This is a genomic window from Pseudomonas capeferrum (assembly GCF_000731675.1).
GTDB classification, from domain to species: Bacteria; Pseudomonadota; Gammaproteobacteria; order Pseudomonadales; family Pseudomonadaceae; genus Aquipseudomonas; species Aquipseudomonas capeferrum.
In genome coordinates this window covers 151,956-169,832 of sequence record NZ_JMIT01000001.1, presented here as the reverse complement: position 1 = coordinate 169,832, position 17,877 = coordinate 151,956, and the positions used below count along the sequence as shown (strand labels likewise).

Below are 17,877 nucleotides of genomic sequence, written 5' to 3'. Positions count from 1 at the left end.
GCAGCAAACCCGTCAGCTACCCGTTCCCTGCCCGATCAACACCCCCTCGACTTGCTGGCCATACAGGTTCACCCCGTCATTGGCATGAAACTTCAGCCGCGTCTTCTCCACAGACCCCTCCACCAAGCGCGGGTCCTGCGGCCGTTCGTGGCGGTTGATCCACGCCGCCACATCCCAGGCCTGTTGATCGCTCAAGCTGCCCGGTTTGCCCAGTGGCATGTTGTACTTGATGAAGGACGCTGCCGTGTTGATCCGGTGCATACCGGCCCCCCAGTTGTAGGAGTCCTTGCCCCACAGCGGCGGCATCACGTACTCACCGGCCACCTTCTGCCCTTCGCCGTTGTCACCATGGCAAATCGCACATTGCTCACGGTAAACCTGCTGGCCGCGCTTGAAGTCGTAGCCACCCTGGGGTTGCGCCACGTCCGGATAGCCGCGACCCGCGATCTCGACGCCTGTGGGTGCCTTGGTCGACAACCAGTAGGCATACACCGACAGCGCCGTCATCTGCGGGCTGTCTGCCGCCGGTGGCTTGCCGTTCATGCTGAACTGGAAACACCCCTGGATGCGCTCGGCATAGGTGTTGACCTTGTCGTTTTTCTTGCGATAGGCCGGGTACATCGGGTACGCGCCCCACATCGGCGCGGAGTGTGCCAGCCGCCCCTGGTCGAGGTGGCAGTTGCTGCAGTTCAAACCGTTACCCACGGCTTCCGGCATCTTGCGTCGGGTATCGACAAACAAGGCATGGCCCTCGCGGACCATCTTGCCAAAGGCATTGTCCGGCAACTCGCTTTCGGCGGGCGGCACGAACTGCGGCGCGGCCTGCACGCCTGGCACCTTCAACTGCGACTGGTCTTCCATGGCGATCGGGGCCGCCTGGGCACTGCCCATGGCCAACAGCAGCGCGGCGGGAATCAAGGGCTTCATGGCGTGACCTCCTGGCGGGCGGGGCGGGCGAAGAACTCGGCAATGGCCTTGACCTCGTCATCGGTCATGGCCTTGGCCACGCCGACCATCAGTTGGTTGGGGTCATTGCTGCGGCTGCCGTCGCGCCAGGCATTGAGCTGCGCCATCAAGTAAGCCGCAGGCTGGCCTGCCAAGGGCGGAAAATGCTCACCTACACCACTGCCACCAGGGCCGTGGCATTGCACACAACCGGGTATCTGTCGCCCCCAATCACCGTACAGGGCCATGCGCGTGGTGGGGTCATCGGCAATCTGCTGGCGGCGCAGGTCAGCCGCTGGCTCGGCCGGTAGGCTGGCCAGGTACGCGCTGACCGCCTTGATCTCGTCTTCGCTCAAAGCCTTGGCGAGCGGTTCCATCACCGGCTGCTTGCGCGTGCCATCACGCCAGTCGTGCAACTGTTTGCTCAGGTAGCCGGCGGGTAACCCGGCCAAACGGGGGAACCCAGCGGCGGCAATGCCCTTGCCGTCTGGCCCATGGCAACCTAGGCAGGCCATGGCGGCGGGGTTCGCCCCGCCCTGGGTGAATATTTTCTGGCCATCGGCGGCATGCGCCGTGGGCCAGGCCAGGATCAGCAAGCTGCCGATCACGACTCGACTCAACGGTGTCATCACGAATCTCCATTTCTTTTGTTATAAGCTTAGGCTTAAAAAACATAAGCAAATGGATACTAGCCCCGTAAGGCAAATCGCAACAACGCCAGACTCGCCAAGCGAGGGTTATTGGCTTTTTAACCGCGAATCAATTGCGCCAGATCAATGGCCAGAAATGCACTGCGTCGTCGCCGTGCGCACGTCGCCCAGGCGCAGCGGGAAGTTGTTCAACCGCTCACGCAGTTTGATGCTGCTGCCGCTGCCACGCTTGTCGATATCGACCAGCGCCGCAGGCCCGGCCCCGGACGTCAGCTTCTGCGGCACGATCAGGCGCAGGCCGTCGCCTCGCGGCTCCTCGACCAACGGATCACGGGTATCGGCCAGCTTCTGCTTGATGCAATCTGCGTATTCACGCGGCGTCTTGCCAGAGATCACATCCATTGTTTCGCGCGATTGTTCAAGCTCCGAAACGCTGACACAGCCACCCAGCGTCAGGGACAACGCCGCTACCATCCATTTCATTTGCAGCACCTCTGCCTTTCAAGAATCCCGTTCGACCACCGCCGGGCTGTTTTGCTCCCTGCTTTGGCAGATTTATCTACGCCTGGCCAACAGGCGCGGCAGTGTAACGCTACATCGTGGTATCTTTCGCCTTTGCAGATCCAAACCTTGCGGAGCATCACATGAAATTCGTACACCAGCGCGAGCACCTGAACGAAGACGATATCGTCGTCATCGAGTGCTCCCAGCGCTGCAACATCCGCCTGATGAACGACGCCAACTTCCGCAGTTTCAAAAATGGCGGCCGGCACACCTACCACGGGGGTGCTTTTGACCAGTTCCCGGCAAAGATCACCGTGCCAAGTACCGGTTTCTGGAACATCACCCTCGATACCGTGACCACTCGCCCGATCTCGGTAACGCGCAAACCGACCTTGACCCACAAGATCAAGATCATCCGTCGCTCGTCGTCGAAACTCAGATAAGACCGCCATGACCCAGACCATCAAGTACGTCATCAAATACAAACTCGACGGCGAGCGCCGCTTTGAATTCGCGTTCATGCCCGAGGCTTCCGTGGAGCAGGCCCTGCAAGCGCTGCAAAAGATCCACGGCGACGATGCCGTGAAGATCAGCGACATCCAGGTCAGCAAGGCCCTGTAAACGCCCACGTGCACTGCCGTACCGATCACGCTGCCCCGCAAGGAGAATCGCATGAGCCAGTGGCCTGACCGTCGCATCCTCGATCTGCTGGGCATCGAGCTGCCCATTCTCCAGGCGCCGATGGCCGGTGCGACCGGCTCGGCCATGGCCATTGCCGTGGGCGCTGCGGGCGGCCTCGGTGCGCTGCCCTGCGCCATGCTCACCGCCGCGCAGATCGCTGAAGAGATCGAAGCATTTCGCGCCGCCTGCCCTGGGCGCCCGCTGAACCTGAACTTCTTCTGCCACCAGCCACCGCTGCCCGATGCCGAGCGCGATGCGCGCTGGAAGCAGGCACTGAAGCCTTACTACAGCGAATTGGGTGCCGACTTCGAGGCCCCTACCCCGGTCTCCAACCGTGCGCCTTTCGATGAGCAAAGCTGCCAACTGGTCGAGCGACTGCGCCCTGAAGTGGTGAGTTTCCATTTCGGCCTGCCCGCGCCGCAGTTGCTGCAGAGGGTCAAGGCAACCGGCGCCAAGGTGCTGTCCAGCGCCACCACGGTGGCAGAAGCGGTGTGGCTGGAGCGCCACGGCTGCGACGCGATCATCGCCATGGGCTATGAAGCCGGCGGCCATCGCGGCATGTTCCTCAGCGAAGAAATCACCAGCCAGATTGGCACTTTCGCCCTGGTGCCGCAGATTGCCGATGCGGTCGAGGTGCCGGTGATTGCAGCCGGCGGCATCGGCGACCACCGCGGCCTGGTCGCGGCCCTGGCCCTCGGCGCGTCGGCCGTGCAGATCGGCACGGCCTACCTGTTCTGCCCTGAGGCCAAGGTTTCTACCGCTCACCGCCACGCTCTGGACACCGCGCCGGCCAGCGAAACCGCACTGACCAATCTGTTCACCGGCCGCCCAGCGCGGGGCATCATCAATCGCGTCATGCGCGAGCTGGGTCCGATGAGCGAGCTGGCACCGCGCTTTCCGCTGGCGGGTGGCGCGCTGATGCCGCTGCGCGCAATCACCGCCCCCCAGGGCAACAGCGACTTCAGCAACCTCTGGTCAGGCCAGGCGCTGCGCCTGGGCAGGCACTTGCCGGCAGGTGAGCTGACCCAGGATATCGCCGACAAGGCCCTGCAACAAATCGGGCGCTGAACCCGGTTGGCGAACGCCTATAACACAGTTGCCCTCAGGCCCTTCCCGGCCAATGGCGTATCGCTATATAGTTAACGCTATAACGATAATCCCAAGGAGCTGTCTTCATGCGAATCCGCCCACTGCACCTGGCTGCCACTGCCCTGGCCAGCCTGATCTGCCTCAACACTGCCTGGGCCGACGAGGTTCAGGTCGCGGTCGCAGCTAACTTCACAGCACCGATCCAGGCCATCGCCAAGGACTTCGAGAAAGACACCGGCCACAAGCTGGTTGCAGCCTACGGTGCCACCGGGCAGTTCTACGCACAAATCAAGAACGGTGCGCCGTTCGAAGTGTTCCTCGCCGCCGATGACAGCACCCCAGCCAAGCTCGAGCAAGAAAACGAAATCGTACCCGGTTCGCGTTTCACCTACGCCATCGGCACCCTGGCCCTCTGGTCGGCGAAGGAAGGTTACGTGGACGCCAAGGGCGAAGTGCTGAAAAAGAACGCCTACAAGCACCTGTCCATCGCCAACCCTAAAGCCGCCCCTTACGGCCTGGCCGCGACGCAGGTGCTGGACAAACTGAACCTGACCGAGGCCACCAAGGGCAAGATCGTCGAAGGCCAGAACATCACCCAGGCCTTCCAGTTCGTATCCACCGGCAATGCCGAGCTGGGCTTCGTTGCCCTGTCGCAGATCTACAAGGACGGCAAGGTAACCAGCGGCTCGGCCTGGATCGTGCCGTCCGCGCTGCACGACCCCATCCGCCAGGACGCCGTGATCCTCAACAAGGGCAAAGACAATGCCGCCGCCAAGGCGCTGGTCGAGTACCTGAAGGGCCCGAAAGCCGCAGCGGTGATCAAGTCCTACGGTTATGAAATCTGATGCCACTGGACGCCAGTGACCTGGGGGCAATCTGGCTGACCGTCAAACTAGCCAGCTTGACCACCCTGATTCTGCTGGTCCTCGGTACGCCCATCGCCTGGTGGCTGGCACGCACGCGTTCGTGGTTACGCGGGCCGGTGGGCGCCGTGGTGGCGTTGCCGCTGGTGCTGCCACCGACGGTGATCGGCTTTTACCTGCTGATCGCCCTCGGCCCGCACGGTTGGCTCGGCCAGGCTACCCAGGCGCTAGGCCTGGGTAGCGTGGTGTTCAGCTTCACGGGGTTGGTGATCGGCTCGGTGATCTATTCCATGCCGTTCGTGGTGCAGCCGCTGCAAAATGCCTTTGGCGCTATCGGCCAACGGCCACTGGAAGTTGCAGCCACCCTGCGCGCCAGCCCCTGGGACACCTTCGTTCATGTGGTACTGCCGCTGGCCCGCCCCGGCTTCGTCACCGCGAGCATCCTGGGTTTCGCCCATACCGTGGGCGAGTTTGGCGTGGTGCTGATGATTGGCGGCAACATCCCCGACAAGACCCGCGTGGTCTCGGTACAGATCTTCGATCACGTCGAGGCCATGGAATATTCGCAAGCCCACTGGCTGGCCGGTGCCATGCTGGTGTTCTCGTTCCTGGTGCTGCTATTGCTATACGCTGGGCGCCGCGGCAAGGCTGGCTGGAGCTGAAATGACTGGATCGATTGTGGCGCGCCTGGAGTTGGCGCGCGACGACTTTACCCTGGATGTCGACCTGCTGCTGCCAGGGCGCGGTATCAGCGCGCTGTTCGGCCACTCCGGCTCGGGCAAGACGTCATGCCTGCGCTGCCTGGCGGGGCTGGAGCGGGCTGCCAGCGCGTATATCGAGATCAACGGCGAGGTTTGGGAAGACAGCGCGAGCGGCTATTTCCAGGCGCCGCATCTGCGACCGGTGGGCTACGTATTCCAGGAAGCCAGCCTGTTCCCGCACCTGTCGGTACGCAGCAACCTGGAGTTCGGCTGGCGGCGAATTGCGCCGGGCGAGCGCAAGGTCAGCCTTGATCAGGCCTGCCAACTGTTGGGCATCGGCCACCTGCTGGCACGCCGCCCGGCCACCTTGTCCGGCGGCGAGGCCCAGCGCGTCGGCATTGCCCGTGCGCTGCTCAGCAGCCCACGGCTGTTGCTGATGGACGAGCCACTGGCGGCCCTCGACGGGCCGCGCAAGCGCGAGATCCTGCCGTACCTGGAGCGCCTGCATGACGAGCTGGAGATCCCGCTGGTGTATGTCAGCCACGCCCAGGACGAAGTGGCGCGGCTGGCAGACCACCTGGTGTTGCTGGAGCAAGGCCAGGCCGTGGCCAGCGGCCCGATCGGCGAAACGCTGGCGCGCCTCGACCTTTCATTGGCCCAGGGCGAGGACGCCGGGGTGGTGTTCGAAGGCCTGGTGGTCGGTCATGACCCTCATTACGATTTGCTCGACCTACGCCTGCCCGGCAGTAGCGCGCCACTCTTGCGCATCGCCCACCCTGCGCATGTCATGGGCAGTACCCTGCGGGTCAAGGTTCAGGCCCGCGATGTAAGCCTGGCCCTGGCCGCAGACAGCGCCTCGAGCATCCTCAATCGGTTGCCGGTGCGGGTGCGTGAAAGCCGCCCGGCAGACAACCCGGCCCATGTCCTGGTCAGCCTGGATGCCGGCGGCAATGCCTTGCTGGCGCGTATCACTCGCTATTCGGCAGACCAGTTGGGCCTGCACCCGGGCCAGGCACTGTTTGCCCAGATCAAGTCGGTGGCATTGTTGGGCTGAGCAACCACCACGCGGCCGTTGTCCATTGATCAGTGACCTGATCGAGGCCTGCCGCCAATGCTCGACTGCCCCCTGCCCCGCACCTTGCATTACGTTGACGACAGCCAACCGGGCCTGAGCCGGCGGCGCTGGCGCGACCGCTTCATCTACTTTGACGCCGAGGGCCAACGGGTGCGCGACGCCGACACCCTCGCGCGCATCGCCGCGCTGGTGATTCCGCCGGCGTACAGCGAAGTGTGGATCTGCGCCGACCCGCAGGGTCACCTGCAAGCCACTGGCCGCGACGCCCGTGGCCGCAAGCAGTACCGCTACCATGAGCAATGGCGCGAACTGCGTGACCAGCACAAATACGGGCGCATGCTGGCCTTTGCTCAGGCACTGCCGAAACTGCGCCTGCAACTGGAAACGCACCTGGCCCGCCCGGGCCTGGACCGGGAAAAGGTCATGGCACTGGTGGTGAGCCTGCTGGACCACACCCTGATCCGCATCGGCAACCAGCGTTACCTGCGCGACAACCAGTCATACGGGCTGACCACGCTGCGCAACCGCCACGTCAAGGTGCAAGGCGGCACCATCCGCTTCCAGTTCCGCGGCAAGCGCGGCGTCGAGCACGACGTCACCTTGCATGACCGGCGCCTGGCAAACCTGCTCAAGCGTTGCATGGAGCTGCCGGGCCAGGCGCTGTTCCAGTACCTGGACGAAGACGGCCAACGCCGCAGCGTCGGCTCCAGCGAGATCAACCAGTTTTTGCAGGAACTCACTGGCGCCGATTTCACTGCCAAGGACTACCGCACCTGGGCCGGCAGCAGCCTGGCGCTGGATCTGCTCAGGCCGCTGGCATGGGAGCCGGAAAGCGAAGCGAAGCGCCAGGTCGCAGCCATCGTCAAACAGGTAGCCACACGCCTGGGCAACACCCCGGCGGTGTGCCGACGCTGCTACATCCACCCGGCGGTGCTGGAACACTTTGCCCTCGGGCGGCTGGCCAGTTTGCCGCGCAAGCGTAACCGCAAGGGCCTGGACCCGGAGGAAGTCGCGTTGCTGTTATTTCTTCAGGCACTAGAGGAACAGTACGATCATTGACACTGTCTATTTAGGCCATGATGCAGAGAAATTTCCAATACGGGCTGAACCCCCCTATTCTTGCCACCGAGCACCTTCGCCGACAATCCGCTTGCGGTAACTATCGGCGCCTGCAACTGAAGACACGCAACAGAATTTGTCTGTCGGGGAATTCCTATCCGCCGAAAGCGTCTTTAATGAGAAGGAAGAGGGACTGGCTCCCACCGCCGCGGCAAATAGCCCGACGGATTTCAACATTACCAAGGAGAACTACATGCTGATACTCACCCGTAAGGTTGGCGAAAGCATCGTCATCAACGATGACATCAAAGTCACCATTCTGGGCGTCAAAGGGATGCAGGTGAGGATTGGTATCGACGCACCGAAAGATGTCCAGGTGCACCGCGAAGAGATCTTCAAGCGTATCCAGGCTGGCAGCCCGGCCCCGGAAAAACACGACGACTCGCACTGAGCGACCCCGCCTCAAGACGCACGGACGCGCTTGATCGACGGTGCCTCAGGTGCCCACCAGTTCGCGCACCTTGGCGATCATCCTGTCCATATCGAAGGGTTTGTCGAATACCGCGGCGAACAGTTCAGGGCACCCGTGGTTGGCCTGGCTAACCTGGCCGCCGCTCATCAAGATGACCGGCAGGTCGCTCAGGTGCAGCTCATCGCGCATCGAGCGCACCAGCTCTTCGCCATTGAGCAGGGGCATCATGTAGTCGGTGATCACCAGCTCGACGCGTTTTTCCTTGAGCGCTTCCAGGGCCTTGAGGCCATTGCTCGCCTTCTCCACCAGATAACCTTCATCCTCAAGGGCGAAGCCGAGGATGTCGGCGATCAGGTATTCGTCATCGACGATCAGAATGGTGTTCATCAGAGGGCCCGTCACCCGCTCCCCTGCGGCACAGGGGCCCCAGAGAGCACGCCGCTGGCGCCCTCGAAGGCCTTGCGCAAGGTGATGCCCTGGGGGCCGAGCAGCAGCTCGTGCAACGCAGGGTCATGGTGGCTGTCACGCACCTTGAGGATCGACAGCATGCGCCGCAGCTGCGACTGCAGCTCGACGAAGCGCATCAGCATCAGGTTGTCGACGATGCTCGACAGGTCCGCTGTCGGCGCAGTGATTTCCGAACCGAAGATGTCACGCATTTCCCAGGTCAACAGCACACTGACTTCACGTGCTCGCAGCTCAGCAGTCAAGGCGCGGAAAAACGCGTTGAGCCGCGTCGGGTCGATCGCCAGACGGCTGAAGGCACCCAGGCTGTCGATCACCACACGCTTGCTGCCTTGCGCCTCGACACGTTCAAGCAAGCGCGCGCCAACCTGGTCCAGCAAACCCTCCGTGGTGGGCTGCCAGCACAACTGCAGGGCACCTTCGCGCTCAAGTGCGGCAAAATCGTAGCCCAGCGACGCCGCTTTGAGGCGCAAGCGTTCGGGCGTTTCGTAGAAACCGAAGTGCACCCCTGGCGCCCGCGCGGTACATGCGCCCAGAAATGCCAGGCCCAGGGACGTCTTGCCGATACCGGAAGGCCCCATCAACAGGCTGACCGAGCCAGCGGCCAGCCCGCCACCGCACATTTCATCCAGGCTCAGGATGCCTGAAGAGACCCGGCTCAGCGTGGCGTTGCCCTTCTGACTGAGGTGACCGAGCAGCGACTCCAGCCGCGGAAACACATGCATGCCCGCTTCGTCGATCAGGCATTCGTGACGGCCCGACAAGGCTGCGCTGCCACGCGTCTTGCGCAACTGAATGTGGCGTACGGCACGGCTGCCGACCAGTTGCTCGCCCAGCTCGATCACCCCATCGACCATCGTGTGTTCCGGGCTGCCTTCGTCCAGCCGTGCACTGGTCAACAGCAACACGGTGCAGCCGGCAAAAGCTGCGTGGCCTTGCAGTTCCGAGACGAATTTTTTCGTGTCCAGGTGCGTCTGCGCACGCACGCGGGCATTGAGCACACCGTCCACGATGAGTAGGCTGGCCTGCTGGCGCCCGATCTCCTGGCGCAGCAACTTGACCACGGCATCGAGCCCTTCCTGCTCGAGGGCGTCGAAGGCACTGACGAACTGGATCTGGTCGCCAACCAGGCTCGGGTCGAAAAATTCAAGGGTACCCAGGTACTGGAACAGCCGCTCGTGGGATTCACTGAGCAACGTCGCCACCAGCACCCTGCCGCCAGTCTGCACGTGGTGACAGGCCAACTGATTGGCGAGAATGGTTTTACCCGCGCCGGGTGGGCCTTGAATGATGTACGACGCCCCCGCCACCAGCCCACCCCTGAGCAGCGCATCGAGCCCTTCGATCCCCGTCACCAGCCGCTTGAGTGCCTGTGCCATGGTTTCTACCTGTCGAGTTGGCGATCTGCTTGTGGGTCAGACGTGGGTAAATAAAGACGCATGCAGGTGCCCTTGCCGAGCACGCTGTCGACGCTGATGGCGCCATTGCTCTGCTTGGCGAAGCCATAGACCTGGCTGAGGCCCAGGCCGGTGCCCTTGCCGAATGCCTTGGTGGTGAAGAACGGCTCGAAAATGCGTGGCAGCACGTCAGGGGCGATCCCGCTTCCGCTGTCCTGCACCTCGAAGCACACGAAGCTGCCATGCAACCCCTCCACCTCACCGACAAGCTCGACAACCTCGGCCGCCATACGGATTTGGCCACTGCCCGGGATAGCATCGCGGGCATTGAACAACAGGTTCAGCAGCACCATCTGCAACTGCCCTGCATCCACTTCTATTGATGGCAAAGTTGACGGCAGGTGATGCTCCAGGTCGATGTCACTGGGCAGCGAATGTTCCAGCAGCCCACGGGTGGCGGCGATCAGTTCCAAGGGCGCGACGCGGCTGACATCGAGTTTGCGGTGTCGGGCAAAACTGAGCAGTTGCTGGGTCAGTTCGGTACCCCGCTGCCCGGCGTCGACAATGTGTTGCAGCATACGTTGGATACGCGCCGGGTCCTGAGCGTTCATGGCCAGCCGTGCCGAGCTCAGGATGATGGTCAGCATGTTGTTGAAATCATGCGCCAGCCCACCGGTCAGTTGACCAAGGGCTTCGAGCTTCTGCGCCTGGAACAGCTGGGCACGCACAGCATCGAGCTGCAGCGCAGAATCGCGCCGGTCAGTGATATCCCGGGTAACCTTGGCCAGGCCGACGATCTGCCCGAGATCGTCACGGATCACGTCCAGCGCGGCCATCGCCCAGAATTGCGAGCCGTCCTTGCGCACGCGCCACCCCTCATCCTGCGCCACCCCCTGCTCCAGCGCTTGGCGAAGCAGGCGTTCGGGGCGCCCTTCGGCACAATCCTGAGGGGTGAAGAACAACGAGAAATGCCGGCCGATCACTTCATCTGCGCGGTAGCCCTTGATCCGTTCGGCGCCAGCGTTCCAGGAAACCACGCGCCCATCCGGGTCGAGCATGTAGATGGCGTAGTCCACCACCGACTGAACCAGTTGTTCATAGCGGTGAGCGGGAATGACGGGGTGATCGAGGCAGTCAGCTGAAACCATGCAAACTCCACAGGCACAGCGGGAGGTAGAAAATAGGCCTAACCAGCAGTGTCACCCTGCATCCGCCCTGTGGCAACTGTTTGTCAGCGGTCACGGTCGACCAGTACAGGGCTCACTCGACGCGGCAGCGCCACCTTGAGCAGCCACAGGCCCAGCAGCAGAATGCCGCCGCCGCCCGCCAAAGCCATCATGCGTTGGGATTGCGGGTGCTCGGCGTCAAACCCTAGCATCAGCAAATAACCGCCGAGGCTGATGAGGCTCACATAGAGAAACGCCCGCAACAGTGTCACCCGGGCGAACAACAGACGCCATATAAACCGCGGGCGCATCACACGACCACTAGCATCGGACGGACTGGCCCGAGTCATCGTTTCATAGCCATTGGATCCAAATGAGGGGCAACAGTGGCGTAATGACAGCAAGGTGTCAATCACCCATTCGAGCACCCTTCACACCCTTGATCATAGGTGCTGCGGTTGACTCAACTATAACAATGGGTTATAAAGCGCGCTTGAATGCAAGGCTCTTCTACTTAAAAGCATTGACTTAGAAGCATGCCGGTCGCTCAGACCCATTCAAGTGCGAGTGTGGTGGAATTGGTATACACAGCAGACTTAAAATCTGTCGGCGTGAGCCTTGCGGGTTCGAGTCCCGCCACTCGCACCAAATTCCTTCGAAAAGGCGCCCTTGTGGCGCCTTTTTTCGTCCTGCGGAAATTCCCGGCGCAACTGCTAGAGTGGAGTTTGTCCCCGTCCACTGGAACGCCGCCATGCGCTACTCCCTGTTCGATGGTCAACGCGACGTCATCATCCTGATTGCCCGCATACTGTTGATGATTCTGTTTGTTGTATCCGGCTGGGCCAAACTGACTGGTTTTGAAGGTACGGTCAGCTACATGACATCACTAGGCGCGCCTGCGCCAATGCTTGCCGCAGCAGTTGCAGTGGTGATGGAGTTCTTTGTCGCCATCGTGCTGATTCTGGGGTTCTATACCCGCCCACTGGCGTTTCTATTCGCACTGTTCGTGCTGGGCACCGCGCTGATCGGCCACCCGTTCTGGAACATGGTCGACCCCGAACGCAGCGCCAACATGACTCAGTTCCTGAAAAACTTGAGCATCATTGGCGGCTTGCTGTTGCTGGCAGTGAGCGGCCCCGGGCGTTTCTCGCTGGACCGCCGTTGACTCAATCGTCTTCGCAGTCGTCGTGCCAGGCTGGGTGATCACGGTCCTCGTCATCGAGATCATCCAGCGTTTCCTCATCTTCTTCGACTTCGTCTAGCGCGCCTTGGGCATCTGCTTCGTGCTCGATGTCGTCGTAGAGGAATTCGTGGTCGAGCAGGTGGTCATGCTCGGGTTCGTGCAGGTCGTCTTCGTCGCGCATGCTGGCTCCTGGATTGGCGGGAGGCCTATATAGGCTGAACAGTGGGCAAGGTCAATGGATGGCCGCTTAATGCTGGGTTAACCGGGCGCGGGCAGTCTGCAGGCTCTCCCTTCAAGCGTTCCTTGCCCGCCATTTAATGGCGGGCTTTTTTTTGCGCGGGGGTTTGTTGAAGACGGGGAAACACCTGGCTTGAATACCCGTAGCAAACGACAGCCGTATGACACCCTCTTCACATATTATCGACAACCTGCTTGGCACACTGGCCTTGCTCCGTACGTTCTTTAGCCCGCCCATTGTCGGCGGGCTTTTCTTTTGCCGCTTAATAATTGCCTGACCCCAGGTTGGGCCTAGCCCCTTTCCTCGCTCCAACCACTATGCGGCGTCACCCAGAAAACACGCTAAGCTCAGCTATCCGATGCCTTGGTAATCGGCGTTTCAACGCGCTTGCCCATCGTCGCTCTGGCGATCCACACCGACGAGCCTATTTGGCTCAAAGAGGGTGTTTCAATGGCGACAATCGAGACAAAAGCGTTCGCTAGAGGGCTGCTGAAGGTTGAAAACGCTTGGCAGGCCTATGTCCTGTCGCGCAAGTCCACCCAGGGGCTTGCCGGCCTGGAGCTGATGGCCGCGCAGGCGGAGTGCGACCGCGACTTTATCAGGTTCCAAAATCAGAGCCAGCAGTTCTACGCCGAAGTGCGCAAGCGTATTGGCGACGCTGAAAAGCTGGAGGTGGACAGGGCGCTGTATCCTCAGCATTTCCCCACACGCCCATCAGCAGACAGCTGAAAGCCCACAAAAAAACCGGCCACTGGCCGGTTTTGCTTTAACGTCTCAAACGCAAGGCCTAGCCCTTCGAATTGGACCACCTGGCAGAAGGCTGCCTGGGGCCGACACGATCGGAAGCGCCAATACCGGAAGCCACCTCCTGGATGGACCCGCCTTTTGAGAGGAATACTTTGATCTGCTCGTCGAGCCGCAGGTGGGCTTTGTGCGTGGGGGACTGATGGGAGGCATTCATGACTGAACCTCGATAGGGAAGTCACTGGAATGCAGCAACTCGTTTGTCACTATACGCCTCATCCGTCACTGACGGGGTGAATTCCCCTTCCCCTCCCCCAAGTGCCAGCCTTAAAGAGCCTCCATCCGCCGGTCATCGAAAGGCGGCGGCGCTTTCAAGATGTGGGAAAAGCTCCCGGTCAAGCCGAACCGAAGCTCTTTGGGCATCACGAACGTGAAGTGGATCAGCCATGAGCCATCGCCGAGCAACAACGTTTCGCTTCGGTATCGTAGGACTTCCGCTTCGCTTATGCCGATCGCTACTGCGACTTCCTGATTGCTGGGCTTGCGATCCATTGAGATGACTCCCTCCGACATTGCGCCGGGAAGCCATCAATACTCCTCCTCCGGCTACATAAGCGCTACTTAAAAATTTGCCTACCCGTGTGTGGCCGGGCACAGAGGGTGCTTACACCGTCAGTGTTCTGCAGCACGAGCAGTGCTACGCTGCGGGTGACTTTGCCACCCAAGGAGCAGGGAATGAGTTTTGACTGGCACGCAGGGCCGATCACCCGTGCAACCCCGCTGGACAAGAACTACCGCAACACGCAGAAGGTCCGGCAGTTCATGGTCGGCGAATGCGGCGATGGCTTCAAGTTCGATCGCACCTTCATGGCCTGGATCAAGGGCGGCGAGCCCGTAACACTGGGCGACGTTGCTGATGAATGGCTGCGTAGAAGAGCAGTTCTATCTGATATGGCCGGCGTTGATGATCATCGCCATGAAGGCCGGAGGTAAGCGCCTGCTGGTGGCAGCCGGCGTCATTCTCGCTATCGGCTCCTTCGCGGTGAGTGAGTACTTCCTGGCTCGCGACACCTCGTTCGCTTATTACATGCTGCCTTCCAGGGCAGGCGAACTTCTGGTCGGTGCCCTTCTGTTCCTGTGGCAGGACTCGCGACGCATCCCTGCCTCCGCTGCCAACTTGGCAAGTGCAGTGGGCCTGGCCATGGTTGCCGGATCGATTCTCTATCTTGACGAGAGAAATGGTTTCCCTGGCGTTCGGTCGATTATTCCGTCCCTGGGCACGGCACTCAATCTGTTGGGCAACACGTCGAAGATTGAACGCATGAGCATTTAAACTGCCATCTCTGCAAGCCCGCCACCTCGGCGGGCTTGCACTTTTACAGTCTGACCTGGCCGGGATGCCTTGCTCTTGCACATTGCGTCTTAGACACGACCATGGTCAGGCAGTAGAGGAATAGTCTGTCCGTTGGCCAGAGCACTGGCTTCAAGCTTCGCACGCTCCGCGCTTAGAAAAACATAAGCGGCTTGCAGTGTGGTGATCTTCGTTTGAATCTCGGCCATCTTGGCGGCTACCAAAACCACACCGTGCGCGCAATCGATGTTATTACCCCGCCTGGCCGCAAGAATTTCCCCAATCTCTGCGAGTGAAAAACCTCCGCTCTGCGCACTCTGAATGAAGGCTAAATCGACAACGGTCTGTTCGCTATAGCTGCGGTAGTTGTTGGCTTGTCGATGGGACACGATAAGGCCGAGCTGTTCGTAATAGCGCAATGCGTGGCGGCTGATCCCACTCCGGCGCTCCAACTCACCAATGTTCACGGTAAAAATCCTTGACTGTAGAGTAGGCTCTATACCTTAGCCTGCGCCGATCAGCTAAACAAGGATTCAGTCATGAGTGCGGAATGCTTCATCACAGGTGGCAGTGGGTTTGTGGGCCAACATCTACTGAGCCGTCTTACGGCGAAAGGGCACAAGACCTGGGTGCTTATGCGCACCCCTGGAAACATAGAGCGTCTCAGGGAACAGGTAGGCCAACTGGGAGGTAACCCTGCGTTTATCCATGCCGTTGAGGGCGATATCAGCAGGGAGGGGCTTGGACTCAGCGAGGCAGACAAGCAAAACGTGTCTTCGGCCACTGTGATTTTCCACCTCGCTGCGCAATTCTCCTGGGGGCTGACACTGGAGCGTGCTCGCGCCATTAATGTTCAAGGTGCTCTGAGCGTGGCCAAGCTTGCGGCTAGCCAACGCATCCGACTGCTGATGGTGGGCGGTTTCATGCTACAAAACCTTACCCACCTCAACAGTATCGGAGTTGATATCACATGCCCTGAGAACACAGACTGGCCTGCGGTCTACGCCCGTGTAGGTGGCTATGAAGGCAGCAAACTCGAATCCCATTTTGCTGTCATCCGCTACATGCAAGACGCAGACGCGGATTACACGATTGTTCATCCTGCTACGGTGTGTGGCCACAGCGAGAACGGACATATCTTGGAAGGCCAACCGTTTTCCGAACTGATTCGAAACCTGGCACAAGGCCAGTTCAAAGCTGTACCCGGCTCTGTCAGGCATTGGTTACCATTAGTCAGCGTCGATTACCTGGTGAAGATGATGATTTGCGTGGCCTTCGACCCCTTCATGGCCAACCGTCAGGTCCTGGCGCTCTATGAGCGAACACCGAGCTTACAAGGGATGCTTCTGCAGATCGCAAAAACGCTAGACGTCAAGGCACCCCGCCGCCATGTACCAATAGGGTTGCTCAGGTCGCTATTGACCATTCCCGGACTGGCGACCCGGTTCGCGATCAGCGCCGAGTCATTAAATTTTATTCAGGTGCAGCGCTTCGATATGGGTATGAGTAGACAACTGGAACGGAAGTATCAATTAACCCATCCCAACATGACACGTGCTATCGAGAACACGGTGCGCTACGTCAAGGACTACGTGACGAAGCAATAATCTAGCCCTCTACAGAGTTGCTTGCCCTCTGCGCACATTGGCATTTATTTCTGCCCTTAAGGCACTCTATTTTCTTCGCAGACCAAATAGTTACTTTCAGACCGTTTGGTTGGTCAAAAGGATCGACACTTAGCCTCGCCTACGAGCAATCCAGCATACATTAACAAGGAATGTACTGATGCAATCTCAATTCGGCAAAGGCGTCCTCTTTGCACTTTGCGCCGCTGCACTGAATGCAACAATCGGAGTATTCAGCAAGGTGCTGATGAACAGTGGGTTCAGCCCCAGCAGTATCGCCCTGATAAAGACCGTACTCGGCTGCCTACTGCTGTCAGTCTTGCTGCTATTCCTCAAGCGGCCCTGGCATACGGCTAAGTGGCTCCAGGCAGCCGTCTGCGCCTTTCTCGGCATTTTTGTGTTGTTCCACTTTGAAACCTCGGCCTATAACCATTACGCCGCAGCGGGCGTGGTGGTGATCCTGATGGCAAGTGCTTCCATTTCTTCGTTATTACTAGGCCGGATAGTCCTCAAGGACCCAATCACCGCCAACGCAGCGGTAGGTGCCGGATTGACGATAGCCGGTATTACCGTGGTTTTTGGAGCAGACCTGGAACAAGGTTTTTCGCTGCAAGGCGCAGTGCTCGCGTCGATTGGAGGCTGCGGTTATGGCGCGTTTTCGGTTGCCATGAAGCGCATGGGCGTTTCTGGAGGACTGCATTTCACTCGGCAGCTATTGTTTTTCGGGAGTCTTTACCTGCTGATGCCGGCTGCAACCAATGGGTTCATCATGGGAGAGCTGTCACCGGTGGCGGTCATGGCTTTGGTGGCCCTGGCTGCATTGCCGACCATCCTCGGTTTCTTCTGCACCACCAAAGCCATCGAGTATTTAAAGCCATCACAAGTTCAGGCACTGGAACTGACTGAACCGCTGTTTGCCGCACTTCTGGCGTTCGTGGTCCTTAATGAGGTACCGCGAGACACGTTGTACTGGGGGGCCGGGCTCATCCTCACTGGACTGTGTTTCTCAAACGAATTGATCCGATTAGGCAAGAAGACAGCACAGCCGTCTGCGGTGTAATTCGCTTTTTGAGTCAGCACTCGGCGCACACACCAAGCGCATCTATCGCCGAACGGGTGAGCGCGTGAGCCCCACCACGCAATGGCCAGATTCGGAAACGATTGTTTTATTCGACCCACAAAGAAAAACCCCGCAGACGTTAATCTGCGGGGCTTTTGAATGTGCAGGCCGAGGTCGGAATCGAACCGGTGTAGACGGATTCACCCTCCCGGAAAACGAAAACGCCCCCTGATGAGGCGGCGATGACTGACGAAGGACGGGCGTTACCAGGTCTTCGGCTCTGACTTCTTGTACGAGCCACCGGTCATGCACTTTTCGACCAGGTCTTCCCGGGCCTTGTTGTCTGGAAGCGTTTTGAGGTAGTCCGGCTGGCAATGTTCGGCAGTGGGCTCGTAGGCGGCAGTATCGGCGGCTTCTTCTTTACAGCCGGCCAAGCCCATAGCGAGTGCAGCAGCGAGCATTGTAGTAAGGGTGCGCTTCATGAGGTTCCTTCCTGTGAAATGGACGGGCGTTATACCAAGGATCGAAATGCCCCGCAAAGCGCGGCGTAGTGCCATCAGCCAGCCCCCTCCCCTATTCAACCATAACGCCTCACCAGAGATGGCGGCA

The 17,877-nt window shown here is 60.2% G+C and carries 25 protein-coding genes and 1 tRNA gene; 15 read left to right on the top strand and 11 right to left on the bottom strand.

Features of this window, described 5'->3' with window-relative positions; translation table 11 throughout:
* Window positions 1-12 precede the first annotated feature (12 nt).
* The 3 genes from PC358_RS00830 to PC358_RS00820 all read right to left on the bottom strand — a co-directional run bounded on the left by PC358_RS00830 (window position 13) and on the right by PC358_RS00820 (window position 2,078).
* Window positions 13-927 carry a c-type cytochrome gene (locus PC358_RS00830; RefSeq protein ID WP_033696850.1) on the bottom strand — a complete coding sequence of 305 codons (915 nt, stop codon included), beginning with the start codon at window positions 925-927 and terminating at the stop codon, window positions 13-15.
* Window positions 924-1,574 carry a c-type cytochrome gene (locus PC358_RS00825; protein WP_033696848.1) on the bottom strand — a complete coding sequence of 217 codons (651 nt, stop codon included), beginning with the start codon at window positions 1,572-1,574 and terminating at the stop codon, window positions 924-926. Before PC358_RS00825 ends, PC358_RS00830 begins: the two co-directional genes overlap by 4 nt.
* Window positions 1,575-1,718: 144 nt before the next feature.
* Complete coding sequence (locus PC358_RS00820) at window positions 1,719-2,078, bottom strand: hypothetical protein (RefSeq protein WP_033696847.1); 360 nt, start codon at window positions 2,076-2,078, stop codon at window positions 1,719-1,721.
* A gap of 161 nt (window positions 2,079-2,239) precedes the next feature.
* On the opposite strand from PC358_RS00820, the gene PC358_RS00815 reads away from it, so the two are divergent.
* The 8 genes from PC358_RS00815 (at window position 2,240) to csrA (ending at window position 8,018) form a co-directional block, all read left to right on the top strand.
* Window positions 2,240-2,542, top strand: a complete 303-nt coding sequence (locus tag PC358_RS00815) for a DUF1883 domain-containing protein (protein WP_033696846.1) — start codon at window positions 2,240-2,242, stop codon at window positions 2,540-2,542.
* Between the two features lie 7 nt (window positions 2,543-2,549).
* Window positions 2,550-2,720: a hypothetical protein gene (locus tag PC358_RS27870; protein ID WP_077068364.1), complete on the top strand. Its 171-nt coding sequence runs from the start codon at window positions 2,550-2,552 to the stop codon at window positions 2,718-2,720.
* Window positions 2,721-2,771: 51 nt separating this feature from the next.
* Window positions 2,772-3,848 (top strand): NAD(P)H-dependent flavin oxidoreductase, encoded by a 1,077-nt coding sequence (locus PC358_RS00810; protein ID WP_033696844.1) that lies wholly within the window; start codon window positions 2,772-2,774, stop codon window positions 3,846-3,848.
* Between the two features lie 107 nt (window positions 3,849-3,955).
* Window positions 3,956-4,714 (top strand): molybdate ABC transporter substrate-binding protein, encoded by a 759-nt coding sequence (modA, locus tag PC358_RS00805; RefSeq protein ID WP_033696843.1) that lies wholly within the window; start codon window positions 3,956-3,958, stop codon window positions 4,712-4,714.
* Window positions 4,714-5,394: a molybdate ABC transporter permease subunit gene (gene modB, locus PC358_RS00800; protein ID WP_033696842.1), complete on the top strand. Its 681-nt coding sequence runs from the start codon at window positions 4,714-4,716 to the stop codon at window positions 5,392-5,394. Before modA ends, modB begins: the two co-directional genes overlap by 1 nt.
* 1 nt (window position 5,395) lies before the next feature.
* Complete coding sequence (gene modC, locus PC358_RS00795; RefSeq protein ID WP_033696840.1) at window positions 5,396-6,487, top strand: molybdenum ABC transporter ATP-binding protein; 1,092 nt, start codon at window positions 5,396-5,398, stop codon at window positions 6,485-6,487.
* Between the two features lie 57 nt (window positions 6,488-6,544).
* Window positions 6,545-7,567, top strand: a complete 1,023-nt coding sequence (locus PC358_RS00790) for a DNA topoisomerase IB (protein ID WP_033696839.1) — start codon at window positions 6,545-6,547, stop codon at window positions 7,565-7,567.
* 253 nt (window positions 7,568-7,820) lie between these two features.
* The gene (gene csrA, locus PC358_RS00785) at window positions 7,821-8,018 is read left to right on the top strand and encodes a carbon storage regulator CsrA (RefSeq protein ID WP_004375914.1); all 198 of its coding nucleotides are present in this window, start codon (window positions 7,821-7,823) and stop codon (window positions 8,016-8,018) included.
* A 45-nt stretch (window positions 8,019-8,063) separates the two neighbouring features.
* On the opposite strand, the gene PC358_RS00780 is transcribed toward csrA, so the two are convergent.
* From PC358_RS00780 to PC358_RS00765, 4 genes are all read right to left on the bottom strand, one after another.
* Window positions 8,064-8,426, bottom strand: a complete 363-nt coding sequence (locus PC358_RS00780; protein ID WP_033696837.1) for a response regulator — start codon at window positions 8,424-8,426, stop codon at window positions 8,064-8,066.
* A gap of 11 nt (window positions 8,427-8,437) precedes the next feature.
* Complete coding sequence (locus PC358_RS00775) at window positions 8,438-9,883, bottom strand: ATPase domain-containing protein (RefSeq protein WP_033696835.1); 1,446 nt, start codon at window positions 9,881-9,883, stop codon at window positions 8,438-8,440.
* Between the two features lie 5 nt (window positions 9,884-9,888).
* Window positions 9,889-11,049 (bottom strand): two-component system sensor histidine kinase NtrB, encoded by a 1,161-nt coding sequence (locus PC358_RS00770; RefSeq protein WP_033696834.1) that lies wholly within the window; start codon window positions 11,047-11,049, stop codon window positions 9,889-9,891.
* Window positions 11,050-11,132: 83 nt separating this feature from the next.
* A complete protein-coding gene (locus tag PC358_RS00765; RefSeq protein WP_033696833.1) occupies window positions 11,133-11,417 on the bottom strand; it encodes a hypothetical protein in 285 nt (94 codons plus the stop codon).
* Window positions 11,418-11,630: 213 nt separating this feature from the next.
* Between PC358_RS00765 and PC358_RS00760 the strand changes: the two genes are divergently transcribed.
* Window positions 11,631-11,715, top strand: a tRNA-Leu gene (locus tag PC358_RS00760).
* 103 nt (window positions 11,716-11,818) lie between these two features.
* Window positions 11,819-12,232, top strand: a complete 414-nt coding sequence (locus PC358_RS00755) for a DoxX family protein (RefSeq protein ID WP_033696831.1) — start codon at window positions 11,819-11,821, stop codon at window positions 12,230-12,232.
* A gap of 1 nt (window position 12,233) precedes the next feature.
* Here PC358_RS00755 and PC358_RS00750 read toward each other — a convergent pair whose 3' ends face one another.
* Complete coding sequence (locus PC358_RS00750; RefSeq protein ID WP_033696829.1) at window positions 12,234-12,431, bottom strand: hypothetical protein; 198 nt, start codon at window positions 12,429-12,431, stop codon at window positions 12,234-12,236.
* 444 nt (window positions 12,432-12,875) lie between these two features.
* On the opposite strand from PC358_RS00750, the gene PC358_RS00745 reads away from it, so the two are divergent.
* Complete coding sequence (locus PC358_RS00745) at window positions 12,876-13,217, top strand: hypothetical protein (RefSeq protein ID WP_227696970.1); 342 nt, start codon at window positions 12,876-12,878, stop codon at window positions 13,215-13,217.
* Between the two features lie 342 nt (window positions 13,218-13,559).
* Here the strand turns inward: PC358_RS00745 and PC358_RS00740 are convergent, their stop codons facing one another.
* Window positions 13,560-13,784: a hypothetical protein gene (locus tag PC358_RS00740; protein WP_033699934.1), complete on the bottom strand. Its 225-nt coding sequence runs from the start codon at window positions 13,782-13,784 to the stop codon at window positions 13,560-13,562.
* A gap of 183 nt (window positions 13,785-13,967) precedes the next feature.
* On the opposite strand from PC358_RS00740, the gene PC358_RS00735 reads away from it, so the two are divergent.
* Both PC358_RS00735 and PC358_RS00730 read left to right on the top strand, forming a co-directional pair.
* The gene (locus tag PC358_RS00735) at window positions 13,968-14,225 is read left to right on the top strand and encodes a DUF6434 domain-containing protein (protein WP_050506020.1); all 258 of its coding nucleotides are present in this window, start codon (window positions 13,968-13,970) and stop codon (window positions 14,223-14,225) included.
* The gene (locus PC358_RS00730; protein WP_156056727.1) at window positions 14,197-14,565 is read left to right on the top strand and encodes a hypothetical protein; all 369 of its coding nucleotides are present in this window, start codon (window positions 14,197-14,199) and stop codon (window positions 14,563-14,565) included. The genes PC358_RS00735 and PC358_RS00730 overlap by 29 nt, the downstream gene beginning before the upstream one ends.
* 89 nt (window positions 14,566-14,654) lie before the next feature.
* On the opposite strand, the gene PC358_RS00725 is transcribed toward PC358_RS00730, so the two are convergent.
* A complete protein-coding gene (locus tag PC358_RS00725; protein ID WP_033696825.1) occupies window positions 14,655-15,050 on the bottom strand; it encodes a MerR family transcriptional regulator in 396 nt (131 codons plus the stop codon).
* A 72-nt stretch (window positions 15,051-15,122) separates the two neighbouring features.
* Here PC358_RS00725 and PC358_RS00720 point away from each other — a divergent pair, with 72 nt between their 5' ends.
* Complete coding sequence (locus PC358_RS00720; RefSeq protein ID WP_033696824.1) at window positions 15,123-16,190, top strand: SDR family oxidoreductase; 1,068 nt, start codon at window positions 15,123-15,125, stop codon at window positions 16,188-16,190.
* A 178-nt stretch (window positions 16,191-16,368) separates the two neighbouring features.
* Complete coding sequence (locus PC358_RS00715) at window positions 16,369-17,268, top strand: DMT family transporter (RefSeq protein WP_033696823.1); 900 nt, start codon at window positions 16,369-16,371, stop codon at window positions 17,266-17,268.
* A 263-nt stretch (window positions 17,269-17,531) separates the two neighbouring features.
* Here PC358_RS00715 and trbK read toward each other — a convergent pair whose 3' ends face one another.
* Window positions 17,532-17,750 carry an entry exclusion lipoprotein TrbK gene (gene trbK, locus PC358_RS00710; RefSeq protein WP_033696822.1) on the bottom strand — a complete coding sequence of 73 codons (219 nt, stop codon included), beginning with the start codon at window positions 17,748-17,750 and terminating at the stop codon, window positions 17,532-17,534.
* Between the last annotated feature and the right edge of the window lie 127 nt (window positions 17,751-17,877).